Origin of the sequence: Pseudarthrobacter sp. GA104 (assembly GCF_009741265.1) — a bacterium.
GTDB lineage: Bacteria > Actinomycetota > Actinomycetes > Actinomycetales > Micrococcaceae > Arthrobacter.
On the sequence record NZ_WOWL01000001.1, the window covers coordinates 3583955 to 3598264 of the forward strand.

14 protein-coding genes are annotated in these 14310 nt (G+C 66.3%); 10 read left to right on the forward strand and 4 right to left on the reverse strand.

Translation table 11 applies throughout. From position 1 onward, the window contains the following. Positions 1-56 precede the first annotated feature (56 nt). Positions 57-986, forward strand: coding sequence for a BadF/BadG/BcrA/BcrD ATPase family protein (locus GK109_RS16410; RefSeq protein WP_323056627.1), 930 nt, complete (start codon positions 57-59; stop codon positions 984-986). A gap of 5 nt (positions 987-991) precedes the next feature. On the opposite strand, the gene GK109_RS16415 is transcribed toward GK109_RS16410, so the two are convergent. Next, positions 992-2014 carry a pirin family protein gene (locus GK109_RS16415; RefSeq protein ID WP_321214008.1) on the reverse strand — a complete coding sequence of 341 codons (1023 nt, stop codon included), beginning with the start codon at positions 2012-2014 and terminating at the stop codon, positions 992-994. A gap of 249 nt (positions 2015-2263) precedes the next feature. Here GK109_RS16415 and GK109_RS16420 point away from each other — a divergent pair, with 249 nt between their 5' ends. The 6 genes from GK109_RS16420 to GK109_RS16445 all read left to right on the forward strand — a co-directional run bounded on the left by GK109_RS16420 (position 2264) and on the right by GK109_RS16445 (position 8088). Next, positions 2264-3361, forward strand: coding sequence for an ABC transporter ATP-binding protein (locus GK109_RS16420; protein WP_157241675.1), 1098 nt, complete (start codon positions 2264-2266; stop codon positions 3359-3361). After that, positions 3361-4092: an ABC transporter permease gene (locus tag GK109_RS16425; protein WP_157241676.1), complete on the forward strand. Its 732-nt coding sequence runs from the start codon at positions 3361-3363 to the stop codon at positions 4090-4092. The genes GK109_RS16420 and GK109_RS16425 overlap by 1 nt, the downstream gene beginning before the upstream one ends. Beyond that, positions 4089-4835 (forward strand): ABC transporter permease, encoded by a 747-nt coding sequence (locus GK109_RS16430; RefSeq protein WP_157241677.1) that lies wholly within the window; start codon positions 4089-4091, stop codon positions 4833-4835. Before GK109_RS16425 ends, GK109_RS16430 begins: the two co-directional genes overlap by 4 nt. Then, positions 4832-5794 carry an ABC transporter substrate-binding protein gene (locus GK109_RS16435; protein WP_157241678.1) on the forward strand — a complete coding sequence of 321 codons (963 nt, stop codon included), beginning with the start codon at positions 4832-4834 and terminating at the stop codon, positions 5792-5794. The genes GK109_RS16430 and GK109_RS16435 overlap by 4 nt, the downstream gene beginning before the upstream one ends. Before the next feature lie 167 nt (positions 5795-5961). Continuing rightward, positions 5962-7182 carry a pyridoxal phosphate-dependent aminotransferase gene (locus GK109_RS16440; protein WP_157241679.1) on the forward strand — a complete coding sequence of 407 codons (1221 nt, stop codon included), beginning with the start codon at positions 5962-5964 and terminating at the stop codon, positions 7180-7182. Positions 7183-7233: 51 nt separating this feature from the next. Beyond that, the gene (locus GK109_RS16445) at positions 7234-8088 is read left to right on the forward strand and encodes a polyphosphate kinase 2 family protein (RefSeq protein WP_157241680.1); all 855 of its coding nucleotides are present in this window, start codon (positions 7234-7236) and stop codon (positions 8086-8088) included. Between the two features lie 10 nt (positions 8089-8098). Here GK109_RS16445 and GK109_RS16450 read toward each other — a convergent pair whose 3' ends face one another. Continuing rightward, on the reverse strand, positions 8099-8317 hold the full coding sequence (locus GK109_RS16450) for an exodeoxyribonuclease VII small subunit (protein WP_157241681.1): 219 nt from the start codon (positions 8315-8317) through the stop codon (positions 8099-8101). After that, on the reverse strand, positions 8310-9650 hold the full coding sequence (gene xseA / locus GK109_RS16455; protein ID WP_157241682.1) for an exodeoxyribonuclease VII large subunit: 1341 nt from the start codon (positions 9648-9650) through the stop codon (positions 8310-8312). Before xseA ends, GK109_RS16450 begins: the two co-directional genes overlap by 8 nt. Positions 9651-9844: 194 nt before the next feature. Here xseA and GK109_RS16460 point away from each other — a divergent pair, with 194 nt between their 5' ends. Both GK109_RS16460 and GK109_RS16465 read left to right on the forward strand, forming a co-directional pair. Next, positions 9845-10693, forward strand: coding sequence for a hypothetical protein (locus GK109_RS16460; protein WP_370460649.1), 849 nt, complete (start codon positions 9845-9847; stop codon positions 10691-10693). A 9-nt stretch (positions 10694-10702) separates the two neighbouring features. Next, positions 10703-11782, forward strand: a complete 1080-nt coding sequence (locus GK109_RS16465) for a 4-hydroxy-3-methylbut-2-enyl diphosphate reductase (RefSeq protein ID WP_157241683.1) — start codon at positions 10703-10705, stop codon at positions 11780-11782. A gap of 19 nt (positions 11783-11801) precedes the next feature. On the opposite strand, the gene GK109_RS16470 is transcribed toward GK109_RS16465, so the two are convergent. Beyond that, a complete protein-coding gene (locus GK109_RS16470; RefSeq protein ID WP_157241684.1) occupies positions 11802-13043 on the reverse strand; it encodes a DNA recombination protein RmuC in 1242 nt (413 codons plus the stop codon). A gap of 115 nt (positions 13044-13158) precedes the next feature. Here GK109_RS16470 and ychF point away from each other — a divergent pair, with 115 nt between their 5' ends. Further along, entirely contained in the window at positions 13159-14244 is a 1086-nt protein-coding gene (gene ychF, locus GK109_RS16475) for a redox-regulated ATPase YchF (protein ID WP_321214003.1), read from the forward strand. Positions 14245-14310: the final 66 nt, after the last annotated feature.

Consider the following 14310-nt stretch of genomic DNA (forward strand, 5'->3'; position numbering starts at 1 on the left):
CCCGAAAGTGAGGCGGCCGGGGTGTCCCGCCGCTCCGGCACCATTACCCTTGTGACGTGACCAACGCTGAAAACTCCTCCGCACTCCCGGCCCCCAGTCCACTCCGCGGCGCCATCATCGGGCTGGATATCGGCGGGACGAAGACCCACGGTGTCCGTTTTGAGGACGGGGCTCCGGTTGCGGATGAGTCGGCCGGCAGTTCCAATGTGCAGAACGTCAGCCGCGACGAGGCGGCCGCCAACCTTGCCGACCTGTTTGCACGCATCGGCGGGGGCCAGGTGTCGCAGGTGTACGCCGGTTCCGGCGGCATTGATACCGACGACGACGCCGCCGCCCTGGCGTCCCTGATCCAGCCGCATGTCCCCGGCGCCCGGGTCACCGTGGTCCACGATTCGCGCCTGCTGCTCGCGGCAGGCTACGCGAGCACCGGTGTTGCGGTGATTGCGGGCACCGGCTCTGCAGCCTGGGGCAGGAATGCGGACGGCGGCGAAGCGCGGGCTGGCGGCTGGGGCTACCTTCTGGGCGATGAAGGCAGCGGATACTGGCTGGGCCGCGAAGCGGTGCGGCACAGCCTCCGGCGGATGAACCAGGGCCTGCCGGTGGACGTCCTGACTGCGTCTCTTTTGCAGTCCTGCGGGGTGGACGATCCCAACCGGCTGATTGCGCTGTTCCATTCACCGAAAACCGGCCGGCGCTTCTGGGCGCAGCAGGCCCGGCTGGTAGTGGAGGCGGCGGCCGGCGGCCACCCGGAGAGCCAGGCCCTGCTGGACCAGGCAGGTGAAGACCTTTCAGCGCTGGCCCTGCAGGTGCTGGGCCTGCTTGGCATCACCGGGCCGGTGATCCTGGGCGGCGGCCTGGGCATGAATGTTGCCCCGCTGCAGCACTCCTTCCGCCGCCGCCTCAAGGACGCGGGCGTGACCGACATCCGGGTGCTGGACCAGGAACCGGTGTTCGGTGTGCTGCAGTTGGTGGCCGAGCAGACCTGAGTGGATCAGTCCCCCCGGAGCCGTTTCCGGGGCGTGAGCCGCACGCCCGGCAGCGGCGGAGCAGGAATGCGGCCCGCCTCCGGTCCAGCGTCAGGACCGTGGCCGTGAACCACGCCGTACCGGGCTGCTGCCTCCTCCGTTTCGGGCAGTCCGGCCTGGGCTTCCCAGTCACTCCGTGCCTGCTCCACTTCGTCGTGGGTACGGCCAACGAAGTTCCACCACATCAGCAGTTCCTCCTGGAACGGCTCGCCTCCAATGAGGAGGAAGCGCGTCCCGGGAAGCGCCTGCACCTGGAGTTCCGTACGCCCGGTGCCCAGGTAGCCCAGCGGGCCGGGCGGAACCTCCTGGCCGTCCACCGCCAGCCCGCCGTCGAGCACCAGGATTCCGTGCTCGAAGCCGGCGTTGAGCGGCAACACCGCTGCGCCGCTGCACGAAACGTCCGCGCCCACGATCGGTGAGTACATCGTTGCCGGCGAGGTGACGCCGGCGAGTTCGCCCACCATGACGGTGGCCGTGAACCCCTGGCCGCCGGCCCGGGGAAGTTCTCGGTGCTGCTCGAAGGCCGGCTGCCGGTGCCGTTCACCCTCAGGCAGGGCCACCCAGAGCTGCAGGCCACGCTGAACCGGCAGGGCCTCCCCGGCAGGCGGCAGCACGGCGAACTCCGAGTGGGAGACGCCGTGGCCGGCCGTCATGATGTTCAGCTCGCCAGGCCGGACCACCACGTCGCTGCCCACGCTGTCGCGGTGCCGGATATGGCCGGCGAGGGGCCAGGTCACGGTCTGGAGGCCGATATGGGGATGCGGGAGCACGGACATCGCCGTCCGGTCAGGGCCGAAGCTGTCCAGGAAACACCACGCCCCGATGGTGGGGAGGCCGCGCTGCGGCAGCGTCCGCTGGACGTTCATGGCCCGGACGCCGCCGAGCGGCACTTCGCGTTGCGGCCACAGCTGCAGGCAAGGCCCGGATGTACCGTCCGCGCCTGCCGGCGGGCACACTTCCTGCTGGGGTGCTATTTCCAAGTTGGTCACGAATCCACTCTAGGCCGGACGAAGCACGTCGGGCACGGTTCCAGGCCCTCCAGTTGTTCCGGCCGAAAATGGGCTCCCATCCGGGCCGCTCCCGGCTCCGAATGGTTACAGTAGGGATTCCTTTGCCCGGATTCGGGACGCTGCAGGGTGTTGCCGGCCCCGGATTGGGTTACCGTAACTATCAGCGTCCTGATGACAATGTCGCGGTGCTTCCAGGAGCCCGTCCCAGAGAACAGGTAAGTCCGCACCATGGACCAGGCGATGATCGAGTTTGAGAGCGTTACCAAGCAGTACCAGGGCGGACAGCCGGCCGTGGACAACCTCTCCATGTCCATCAGCAAAGGCTCCATCACCGTTCTGGTTGGTCCGTCCGGCTGCGGCAAGACGACCACGCTGCGCATGATCAACAGGATGGTGGAGCCCACTTCCGGGACCATCACGGTGGGCGGCAGGGACGTGACCGCCGTCCCGGCAGCTGAACTGCGCCGCTCGATGGGCTACGTGATGCAGTCAGCGGGGCTGTTGCCGCACCGCTCGGTGCTGGACAACATCGCCACCGTTCCCCGGCTGAACGGCGTGTCCAAGTCCGAAGCCCGGCGGCGCGCCGAGGAACTCCTGGACGTTGTGGGCCTGGCCCGCCCGCTCGGCAGGCGCTACCCGTCGCAGCTCTCCGGCGGCCAGCAGCAGCGCGTGGGGGTAGCGCGTGCGCTCGCCGCCGATCCTCCCGTCCTGCTTATGGACGAACCTTTCAGCGCCGTGGACCCGGTGGTCCGCGATGAACTCCAGCAGGAACTGCTGCGGCTCCAGAAGGACCTGGCCAAGACCATCGTGTTCGTCACCCACGACATCGACGAGGCCACCGTCCTGGGGGACAAAGTGGCGGTCTTCGCGGTGGGCGGGAAGCTCGCCCAATACGCCACCCCTGAGGAAATCCTCCGCGCGCCGGCAAATGACTTCGTGGCCTCATTCGTGGGACGGGACCGTGGCTTCCGGCACCTGGGCTTCACCCCGTCCGACGGCGTCACCATCCATCCGGTGCCAACGCTCGTCCGCGGCCGCAGCGTCAACACGGATCCGGGCGCCGCCGACGGCTGGCAGCTGGTGGTGGACGAGGAGATGCGCCCGCTCGGCTGGTCCACTCCCGGCACTGACGAAGGCCTCATCCCCGGCGGTTCCCTGTTCCGCCCGGGGGAAAGCCTGCGCCGCGCGCTTGATGCCGCGCTTTCCTCGCCGTCGGGCCTGGGCGTGGCAGTGGATGGAGAGGGCAAGGTGATGGGCGTGATCCGCGGCGGAGAAGTGCTGGCCCTCATTGAAGAGGCACGCCAGCTCCGGCAGGCTGCACTCTGATGGAGTGGTTCCTCGCCAACAGCGGCATGGTCCTGGAGCGCGCCGGCCAGCATCTGGTGCTGGCCCTCGTCCCCATGGTCCTGGGGCTGGTCATCTCCATCCCCCTCGCGCAGCTGGCGCGGCAGAACCGGGCGCTCCGCTCGGTGCTGCTCACAGCCTCCTCGCTCCTGTACACCATTCCTTCGCTGGCGCTGTTCATCATCCTGCCCACCGTCCTGGGCACCAGGATCCTGGATCCGGTCAACGTGGTGGTGGCCCTGACCATCTATGCCGTTGCCCTGCTGGTCCGGGCCGCCCTGGACGCCTTCGATTCGGTCAGCCAGGACGTGAGCCAGGCCGCCGTCGCCATGGGGTTCAAGCCGTTGGCCCGGTTCCTCCGCGTGGACCTTCCGCTGTCCCTGCCGGTCCTGTTCGCAGGGCTCCGGGTGGTGTCGGTCAGCAACATCTCCCTTGTCAGCGTGGCAGCCCTGCTGGGCATCGGAAACCTGGGGATGCTGTTCACATCAGGACTGCAGCGGGGCTTCGTGACCGAAATCGTGGTGGGCATCATCGCCATCCTCATCCTTGCGCTGCTGATGGATGCGGTCCTGGTCCTGCTGGAACGCATCCTCACTCCATGGGAGCGGGCGGGGAAGCGGCCGGACCGGCAGCCGGAAGCGGGGACCGTTGGCGAGGCACTTGACCCGGCCCTCGGGCTGGCCCGGCCCAAGACGGGAGGCGGAAACGCATGAGCAACGTTTTCGCCGATACCTTCGCCTGGCTGGCCGACCCCCTGCACTGGACAGGAAGCGCCGGGATCCCCGCCCGGCTGGGCGAACACCTCCAGTACACCGGCCTGGTGATGCTGATCGCGGCCGCCATCGCCGTCCCCGTAGGCATGTATGTAGGCCACACCGGCAGGGGACGGGTTGCGGTGGTTGCGCTCGCCGGCGCGCTGCGTGCGCTGCCCACACTGGGCCTGCTGACGCTCTTTGTGCTGCTTGCCGGGATCGGGCTGATGCCCCCCATCTGGGCGCTGGTCATCCTCACTGTCCCGCCCCTGCTCGCGGGCACCTATGCCGGCATCTCCAGCGTGGACCGCAACGTGGTGGACGCCGCGCGTGCCATGGGCATGACCGAACTGCAGGTCCTCTTCCGGGCGGAGCTGCCCAACGCGCTCACCGTAATGTTCGGCGGCTTCCGCACCGGCGTGCTGCAGGTGATCGCCACGGTTTCCGTGGTGGCGTACATCAACCTGGGCGGCCTGGGCCGGTACCTTTTCGACGGACTGGTCCTCAGCGACTTCCCCCAGATGCTCGGCGGTTCCCTGCTCATCGCGGCGCTGGCGATCGCCGTCGACCTTGTCCTCTCCCTTTTCCAGAGGCTGTTCCTGGCAACAGGCGCCTCGGGGCAGTCCCGCCGCAGCCAGCAGGCTACGGCCGATCTCACAGACCCCGTCCTCACGGAGGCTGTGGTACCAGGAGGTAAATCATGAAAGAAAGCCGTCCATACCATCCCGGCAGGCGGGCATTCGGCGGCCTCGCCGCAGGGCTCGGCCTGGCCATGGCGCTGTCTGCCTGCGGCGGATCCTCGGATCCACTGAGCAAGGCGCCGGCCAGCAGCGGAGCGGCCTCCGGGGGAGCAACATCCCTGGTGATTGGCTCAGCCGACTTCACCGAAAGCCAGATCATCGGCGAACTGTACGCCGGGGCGCTGAACGCGGCCGGCGTCACGGCCACCACCAAGCCCAACATCGGCTCCCGCGAGGTGTACTTCAAGGCAGTCCAGGACGGTTCCGTGGACGTCATTCCGGATTACACCGGCAACCTGCTGCTGCACGTGGACAAGGAAGCCTCCGAGGTGTCAGCGGAAGACATCGCCAAGGCGCTGCCGGACAAGCTGCCCGGCGGGCTGGCCATCCTGGAACCGGCCAAGGCAGAAGACAAGGACGCCATGGTGGTCACCAAGGCAACCGCCGAAAAGTACCAGCTGAAGTCCATTGAGGACCTGGCCAAGGTCTGCAGCGAGATCGTGGTTGGAGCTCCGGCCACCTTCGCTGAGCGCGCCTACGGCCTGCCGGGCCTGAAGAAGAACTACAACTGCGAGCCCAAGAAGCTGGAGCCGTTCAGTGACGGCGGCGGTCCCGTGACCCTGAAGGCACTCCTGGAGGACCAGGTGCAGGTGGCGGACATCTACACCACTACCCCGTCCATCGCGGACAACGATCTTGTGGTGCTCGAGGACCCCAAGAACAACTTCATTGCCCAGCAGGTGGTTCCGCTGTACAACGAGGCGAAGATGACGGACAAGGCGAAGGAAGCCCTCAACTCGGTGTCCCGCGTGCTGACCACCGAGGACCTGATCAACCTGAACAGGGCCGTCAGCGGCAGCCAGAAGCAGGGTGCCAAGGAAGCCGCGCAGGCGTGGCTGAAGGAAAAGGGCATCGTGAAGTAGCAACTGCATCGCGCCGCCATCGGTGCGATGGCTCAGCAGTACGACGGCGGCTGCCGGACCTTCGGAGGTCCGGCAGCCGCCGTCGTCCGTCCTGCCTGCCGGAACCCGCCGCACCGTGTGGCTGACGTCTCAGCTGCCGCCCATCCTTCCTGTGGCATATTTGAGGGATGGCAGAATTCAGGCAGTCCACGAAACTCAACAACGTGCTTTACGACATCCGTGGACCGATCCTCCAGGCCGCCCAGCAGATGGAAGCGGAGGGTCACCGGATCCTCAAGCTGAACATCGGAAACCCGGCGCCGTTCGGATTTGAAGCGCCGGACGCCATCCTGGTGGACATGATCCGCCACCTGCCGCATGCCCAGGGCTACAGTGACTCCCGCGGCATCTTTTCCGCCCGGACCGCAGTGTCGCAGTACTACCAGACCCGCGGCATCCAGAACATCCATGTGGACGACATCTACCTGGGCAACGGCGTCAGCGAGCTCATCACCATGTCCCTGATGGCCCTCCTTGACGATGGCGACGAGGTCCTGATCCCCACGCCGGACTACCCCCTCTGGACGGCCTCGGTGGCGCTGGCCAGCGGCAAGCCAGTCCACTACCTCTGCGACGAGGAGTCCGGGTGGCAGCCCGACCTGGAGGACATGGAAGCCAAGATCACGCCCCGCACCAAGGGCATTGTGGTGATCAACCCGAACAACCCCACCGGAGCCGTCTACCCGGAAGAGACGCTGAAGAAGATCGTGGCCCTCGCCGAGAAGCACGGCCTGGTCCTCTTTGCCGACGAAATCTACGAGAAGATCCTCTACGAGGACGCCGTCCACGTAAACCTTGCGGGGCTTACCGGCGACGACGTCCTGTGCCTCACCTTCAGCGGCCTGTCCAAGGCCTACCGGGTGTGCGGGTACCGGGCAGGCTGGATGGCCATTTCGGGGCCGAAGAAGGATGCAGCCGACTACCTGGAAGGCATTAGCCTCCTGGCCAACATGCGCCTCTGCGCCAACGTGCCTGCCCAGCATGCGATCCAGACAGCACTGGGCGGCTACCAGAGCATCAACGACCTGATCCTGCCGGGCGGGCGGCTGCTGGAGCAGCGCAACAAGGCGTACGACATGCTCAACGCCATTCCGGGCGTGAGTACCCAGCAGGCCCGGGGCGCCCTGTACCTCTTCCCGAAGCTCGACCCCGAGGTGTACCACATCCGTGACGACGAGAAGTTCGTCCTGGACCTCCTCAGGGAGCAAAAAATCCTGGTCTCCCACGGCCGGGCGTTCAACTGGGTGCGCCCGGACCACTTCCGCATGGTGACCTTGCCCAACGTCAAGGACATCGAGGAAGCCGTGGGCCGGATGGGGGACTTCCTAAGCAGGTACCAGGGGAACTAGCCTGTGTCCACGGGCACCCCGGACCCGTGGAACTTCGCTGAAAGGATTCCCATGCCCGACGCCGTTGGCTTCGACCAGCACCCCTCTGAAACCCTGCGGGCGGGGAAGGGGTTCCTGTTGAGCAAAGTCGATCCTGACGCCACCCCCGGCTACAGCGGCACCAAGGAGGACGGCCAGGCCCTGCTCGCCGAAATGGACAACGGACTGACGGAACTGCAGGAAAAGCTGTTCGCCGAGTCGCGGTTCGGGGGACGGAAGCGGATCCTGCTGATCCTCCAGGCCATGGACACCGCCGGCAAGGGCGGGATCGTCAACCACGTCATGGCCGCCATGAACCCCCAGGGCGTCCAGTTCAAAGCCTTCAAGGCGCCCACGGAGGAGGAAAAGTCCTACGACTTCCTGTGGCGCATCGAAAAGGAGGTGCCGGCCGCCGGGATGGTGGGTGTTTTTGACCGCTCACACTACGAGGACGTCCTGATCCACCGGGTGCGTGCCTGGGCGACTCCCGCGGAGATCAAACGGCGGTACGTGGCCATCAACGAGTTCGAGACGCGGCTGACCGACTCCGGGACGAAGGTGGTCAAAGTCATGCTGCACATCAGCGGCGAGGAGCAGAAGCAGCGGTTGCTGGCCCGCCTGGACAACCCGGCCAAGCACTGGAAGTACAGCAGGGGAGACCTGGAGGAGCGCGCCTTCTGGGACGACTACATGAGCGCCTACCAGGCGGCAATCGAGGAGACCAGCACCGCTGCAGCTCCCTGGCATGTTGTCCCGGCTAACAAGAAATGGTTTGCCAGGATTGCCGTCCAGCAGCTGCTCTTGGGCGCGCTCACTGACCTTAACCTTGAGTGGCCCAAAGCGGAGTTTGATGTAGCGATGGAACGGGAACTGGCAGCGCGCTCCTGAGCCCTTGCTGTCAGAGCGGCTGGTCGCGGGCGGCTGCCAGCCGCTTCCGGGCACCTTCCAGCCATTCCTCGCACCGGACGGCCAGGGCTTCGCCCCGTTCCCAGAGCGCCAGGGATTCCTCAAGGCTGGCCCCGCCGGCCTCGAGCTTCCCCACCACCGCGATGAGCTGCTCGCGGGCCTCTTCGTAGCTCAGGGCCGCGATTCCGGCCCCTGCCGTCTGCTCAGTCATGTAGTTCTCCGGTTTCGGTAGTGGTCTCTTCAGGTGTTCCGGTGGAGGTTGCGCCGAAGCGGCCCTCCGCCACGCGGATGGACAGCGGGGCGCCGGCGGGAGCCTCAGCCGGGCGGCGGACCACAGCGTGGCCCGCGGCGCCTGACTGCGCAGCGCGCTTCGCGGCGAGTTCGACGACGGCGTACCCCCGGTCCAGGGTTTTCTGCGGCGACAGCGCCCGCACCTGCGCCTTCAGGTGGTCCAGTTGGTCAGCCGCGCGGACCACGGTGGAACTGACTGCGGCCGAAGACCTCCTCAGCAGCCGCTCGATTTCTTCTGAACGGACGGTTACCAGTCCTTCCGGCGCAGCCAGCACGGGCCGTGAATGCAGGGACGCCAGCCGGTCCGATTCCCGGTCCACCAGCCGCTCGATGCACCGGCGCAGCTGCTCCCGGGCCTGGCGGACGCCCGCAAGTTCCTCGGAAACTTCCGGGACAATCCGCTTGGCGGCATCCGTGGGGGTAGAGGCACGCAGGTCTGCGACGTCGTCGAGCAGTGGCCTGTCCGCCTCGTGGCCGATGGCACTCACCACCGGGGTAACGGCTGCTGCGACGGCGCGGATCAGTTCTTCACTGTTGAACGGCAGGAGGTCCTCCAGGGCGCCGCCGCCGCGGGCGATCACAATGACGTCCACCTCCGGCAGGGCGTCCAGGTCGCGCAGGGCACGGACCACCTGGGCGACGGCGGTGTTCCCCTGCACGGCCACCTCCCTGATTTCAAACTCAACCGCGGGCCAGCGCAGGGCGGCGTTGCGCAGGATGTCCTTTTTGGCATCCGAATCGCGCCCCGTGATGAGCCCGATGCGGTGCGGCAGCAGGGGAAGGGGTTTCTTGCGGGAGTCAGCGAAAAGGCCCTCGGCGGAGAGCGCCTGGCGCAGCCGTTCAATCCGGGCAAGGAGATCGCCCAGGCCCACCGGCCTGATGTCACGGACCAGCATGTTCAGCCGTCCGGTCTTGATCCAGAACTCCGGCTTCAGCAGGGCAACCACACGGGATCCGCGCTCCAGCGGCAGGTCCTGGCGTTCCAGTACCTTGGTCCAAACGGAGGCGGGCAGGGAAACTTCGGCGTCCACGTCCCGCAACGTGAGGTAGGCATTGGTGCCCCGGCGGTTCAGCTCGATGACCTGGCCCTCAACCCATGCAGACGGCGTGCGGTCGATGTGGGCCTTGAGCTTCTGCGACAGCAACTGGAGCGGCCACGGATTGTCAGGGGTGGTTTCGGCGGCCGTGGCGGGCAGCGTGGTGGGCGCGGTGGATTGCTGGCCGGTGCCCGGGAGTGACGCCTGTTCAGACATGCGAACGCCCTCGCGGGGCTGGAGCTGCGGGCATGGGGTCCTTCGTCCGGTGTTTGGCTGCCTGGTGTCGGGCTGTGGGCTGAGGTCGGCGGTCATTCAACCTTATCCATAAGCTGTACCACCCGGGGCTGACAAAGAACCGCCGCCAAGCCTGCCTAGGATGGGTTAACCCCACCAACGACGAAGGAACCGCCGTGCGAACTTTTGTTTCTGCTGCCGCCACCGTGCTGGCAGTCCTGCTGGCAGCCGTGGGAGTTCCGGCCATCTGGCTGGACCGCAACATCGTTCAGGAACAGGGCTTCGTGGAGTTGGCGGCCCCGCTCGCAACAAATTCAGCGTTCCAGCAGGAGCTGGCCGTAGCGGCGGTGGGCACCATCGACACCAGCGCCGTTCCCGGTTTCCTCTCCGACCTCGTCCAGCCGGTGCTGGAAGACGCGGCTTCGTCACTGACAGGCCTGCCGGGCTATCCAGCCGCGTGGGAGGAAACGCTGCGCAGGAGCCACCGGCTCAGTTTCGCCCCGGCAACGGACGACGGCGGGGCGGCCTCGGCTTCGTCCCTCACCTTGGACGTCGCCCCCTTGGTGGCGCTGGGCGCGGAGGAGATTTCGCGCACTACCAGGCTGCCCCTGGACCCACCTGAACAAACCCTGATCAACGTGGGCCAGCCGATGTACAAGGAGTGGACTGAACGGCTCACCACCTATGCGCCTGCGGGCTACCTGCTGGCTGGTGGATCCGCCGTAGCGCTGCTCCTTGCCCTGGTGGCTGCACGCCGCCGCTGGACAGTGCTGGCCGGGGCGGGAGCCGGCGCGCTGCTCCTGGCGGCTGCCTGGGCGGCGGGCTCACAGGCGGCGTCCGCCGCCGTCGTGTCCGCGGACAGCGGAAATGAAGTTGCCAACATGTTCCGGGACGAATTTGTGGCCGCCTCCGCGGCGGATTTCCAGGCCTGGACCTTGGCAGCGGCGGTCACCGGCGGCGTGCTGCTGGTGCTGGGCGTCGTGCCCGGGTTCACCTCGCGGAAGCCGCAGCGGGCAAACCGGTAGCATGGAGGAATGACCCCCTCAGCTGTTTCCCTTTCGATGCCCACCATCCCGCGTCGGCGCCGGTCACCTGAGGAAGTAGCTGCCGCAGCCCCGGTGCCGGGAACCAAGAAGGTGCTGCTCGCTGCTCCCCGCGGTTACTGCGCCGGCGTTGACCGCGCCGTCATCGCCGTGGAGAAGGCCCTGGAGCACTACGGTCCGCCGGTCTATGTGCGGAAGCAGATCGTCCACAACGTGCACGTGGTCAGTTCTTTGGAGGAACAGGGAGCCATCTTCGTCGACGAGACAGACGAAGTGCCCGAGGGTGCCCTGGTCATTTTCTCCGCACACGGCGTCTCCCCGGCCGTGGTCCAGTCTGCCGAGGACCGCGGCCTGCGCACGATCGACGCCACCTGCCCCCTCGTTACCAAGGTGCATAAGGAGGCCGTCCGGTTTGCCAAGGACGATTTCGACATCCTGCTGATCGGCCATGACGGCCATGAGGAAGTGGAAGGCACGGCCGGCGAAGCACCGGAACACATCCAGATCATCAATGGTCCCCACGAGGTGGACAAGGTGACGGTCCGGGACCCGGAAAAGGTCATCTGGCTCTCGCAGACCACCCTGAGCGTTGACGAAACCATGGAGACGGTCCGGTTGCTCAAGCAGCGGTTTCCCACCCTGCAGGATCCGCCCAGCGACGACATCTGCTATGCCACCACCAACCGGCAGGTGGCCATCAAGAAGATCTCGCCGCAGGCAGACCTGGTCATCGTGGTGGGCTCGGCCAACTCCTCAAACTCCGTCCGTCTGGTGGAGGTGGCCCTCGAGTACGGGGCGAAGGCGTCCTACCGGGTCGATTTCGCCAACGAGGTCGACGAAACCTGGTTTGAAGGGGTTGCCACCGTGGGCGTGACGTCTGGAGCGTCCGTCCCGGAAGTGCTGGTGCAGGAGGTGCTGCGCCTGCTGGCCGACTACGGCTACGGAACCGTGGAGGAAGTCGTCACGGCGGAGGAAGACCTGCTCTTCTCGCTGCCCAAGGAACTCCGTGCCACCCTCAAGCAGGCCGGCGACGTCAGCCGCGCGCTCGGCGGGCGCCGGGCGCGCAGCTGATCACCGGGAAGCCCGCTGTTCACGCGGCTTCGTCATCGCTTTGGAGTTCCGGTGCAGCAAGGGCGCGCGGGGTGGCTTCCACCACCGGCGGCGCGGCAAGTCCGGACTCTTCCAGTGAGTTCAGTTTCCGGGCGGTAGGAAGGACACGCGCTTCCAGCGTCCCCACCATGGCGTTGTAGCGGTCCACGGATGACTTCAGCGACGACCCGAGTTTGGTGACGTTCTCGCCCAGGGTTCCCATCCGGTCGTACAGCTGCCGCGCCAGTTCGAACAGCTCCCGCGCACTGTCTGTCAGGACATCCTGACGCCACGTGAATGCCACCGACTTCAAGACGGCCAGGAGCGTGCTGGGCGAGGCCAGGACAACGTTCTTCGAGAGTGCGTGGTCGAGGAGGCCGGCATCGGCCATGAGGGCCGCGGCGAGAATTGACTCAGCCGGGATGAAGCAGATCACCAGTTCCGGGGAGTTGCCGGGAATGTCCCAGTACTTCTTATTGCCCAGGGAATCCACGTGTGCCCGCAGCGCTTTGGCATGGGCCTGCAGCAGCGCCTGCTGGCTGCGGTGGCCGTTGCTTGGGGCCGGACCGGCGGGGAAGGCGCTGGAACCACCCGCGGTGCGGACGTCCGGGCCCAGTTCCTGGGCTTCCAGGTAGGAGGACAGCGGAACCTTGGCGTCGACCACCAGCTGCTTTTCACCGGGCAGCTGCACCACCAGGTCCGGCCGCACGCTGGAATCGCCCCCGGGACTGTGGACCTGTTCCACGAAGTCCACGTGCCGGAGCATCCCGGACACTTCCACCACGCGCCGCAGCTGGACTTCGCCCCACTGCCCCCGCGCGCTGTTGGACCGGAGTGCGGACTCCAGCGCATGGGTGGAACGGATCAGCTGTTCATCCGAGAGCCGGGCTTCCTGAAGCTGCTGGGCAAGCTGCCCGTACTGTTCCACCCGGTCACGCTCAAGCAGCGCAACCTGCTGCTGAACGGCCGTCAGTTTCTCCGCCACCGGGGCAAGCGCCCGCAGCACGCTGCCGTCCTGGGACCTGGCTTCACCCAACTCCCTGTTCTGTGCCGCCAAAAGGCGCCGCTCGGCGTCGGCCGCGGCAAACTGCGCACTGACCTCTGAAAGCCGGGACGATACGGCGTCGAAATCCTCCTCCAGGCCCTTGGCGCTTCTCCGAAGCACAAAGAACGCAGCCGCCGCACCCGCGAAGGCGCCCAGCAGCAGCATAAACAAAGCAAGAATTAAGGCGAAAGCATCCATGCCCTCACTGTCGCACGGGGCTGTGACATTTTGCCGAAGCGACATTTCCCCTGGCGTGCACAGGGCTCCCCGGCCGTTACTGTGCGTGGACGCCCTGCGGGTAGAATCAATACTCGTGGCTCTTACTATTGGCATCGTCGGACTGCCCAACGTCGGCAAATCAACTCTCTTCAACGCACTCACCCGCAACCAGGTCCTGGCCGCGAACTACCCGTTCGCCACCATCGAACCCAACGTCGGCGTCGTGAACCTGCCCGACCCCCGCCTTCAGAAGCTGGCCGATATCTTCGGCTCGCAGCGCCTGCTGCCCGCGCCGGTGTCCTTCGTGGACATTGCCGGCATCGTCAAGGGCGCGTCCGAGGGTGAGGGCCTCGGTAACAAGTTCCTGGCCAACATCCGCGAGGCCGAAGCTATCGCCCAGGTGGTGCGCGTGTTCGATGACCCGGATGTCATCCACGTGGACGGCAAGGTGGACCCCCGTTCCGACATGGAAACCATCAACACCGAACTGATCCTCGCCGATCTGCAGACCATCGAGAACGCCATTCCGCGGATCGAAAAGGAAGTCAAGATCAAAAAGCGGGAGGCTGCCGAGCTTGCCGCCATCAAGGCAGCCCAGGTGGTCCTGGAGCGCGGCGACACCATTTTCTCTTCGATCAAGAGCGACAAGCTGGAAATGGAACACCTCAAGGAGCTCGGCCTCCTGACGGCCAAGCCGTTCATTTACGTCTTCAACGCCGACGAAGCCATCCTGGGCAGCCCGGAAAAGCAGGAAGAACTGCGGGCCATGGTTGCCCCGGCCGACGCCGTTTTCCTTGACGCCAAGCTCGAAGCCGACCTCGTGGAGCTCGATGAGGAAGAGGCCCGCGAAATGCTGGAGATGAACGGCCAGGACGAATCCGGCCTGGACCAGTTGGCGCGCGTCGGGTTCCACACCCTGGGATTGCAGACCTACCTCACGGCAGGCCCCAAGGAAACCCGTGCCTGGACCATCCGCCAGGGGGATACTGCACCGCAGGCAGCAGGGGTAATCCACTCCGACTTCCAGCGCGGATTCATCAAGGCCGAGGTGGTGTCCTTCAACGACCTCATCGAGGCCGGATCCATGGCTGAGGCCAAGGCCCGCGGTAAGGTCAGGATTGAGGGCAAGGAATACGTCATGGCCGACGGCGACGTTGTGGAGTTCCGCTTCAACGTCTGATCCGGTGGACGCCTTATCCTGAATAAAGGGCGTGATCCTGGCGATTCCAGGAGCCCCTCCCGCAGA

What these genes read in the sequence shown, in the direction of transcription:
- GK109_RS16450 (WP_157241681.1), bottom strand. Translation starts at nt 8,317, where the DNA reads ATGACTGAGCAGACGGCAGGGGCCGGAATCGCGGCCCTGAGCTACGAA.
- GK109_RS16470 (WP_157241684.1), bottom strand. Translation starts at nt 13,043, where the DNA reads ATGGATGCTTTCGCCTTAATTCTTGCTTTGTTTATGCTGCTGCTGGGC.
- GK109_RS16465 (WP_157241683.1), top strand. Translation starts at nt 10,703, where the DNA reads ATGACCCCCTCAGCTGTTTCCCTTTCGATGCCCACCATCCCGCGTCGG.
- GK109_RS16425 (WP_157241676.1), top strand. Translation starts at nt 3,361, where the DNA reads ATGGAGTGGTTCCTCGCCAACAGCGGCATGGTCCTGGAGCGCGCCGGC.
- GK109_RS16420 (WP_157241675.1), top strand. Translation starts at nt 2,264, where the DNA reads ATGGACCAGGCGATGATCGAGTTTGAGAGCGTTACCAAGCAGTACCAG.
- GK109_RS16445 (WP_157241680.1), top strand. Translation starts at nt 7,234, where the DNA reads ATGCCCGACGCCGTTGGCTTCGACCAGCACCCCTCTGAAACCCTGCGG.
- GK109_RS16430 (WP_157241677.1), top strand. Translation starts at nt 4,089, where the DNA reads ATGAGCAACGTTTTCGCCGATACCTTCGCCTGGCTGGCCGACCCCCTG.
- GK109_RS16435 (WP_157241678.1), top strand. Translation starts at nt 4,832, where the DNA reads ATGAAAGAAAGCCGTCCATACCATCCCGGCAGGCGGGCATTCGGCGGC.
- GK109_RS16440 (WP_157241679.1), top strand. Translation starts at nt 5,962, where the DNA reads ATGGCAGAATTCAGGCAGTCCACGAAACTCAACAACGTGCTTTACGAC.
- xseA (WP_157241682.1), bottom strand. Translation starts at nt 9,650, where the DNA reads ATGTCTGAACAGGCGTCACTCCCGGGCACCGGCCAGCAATCCACCGCG.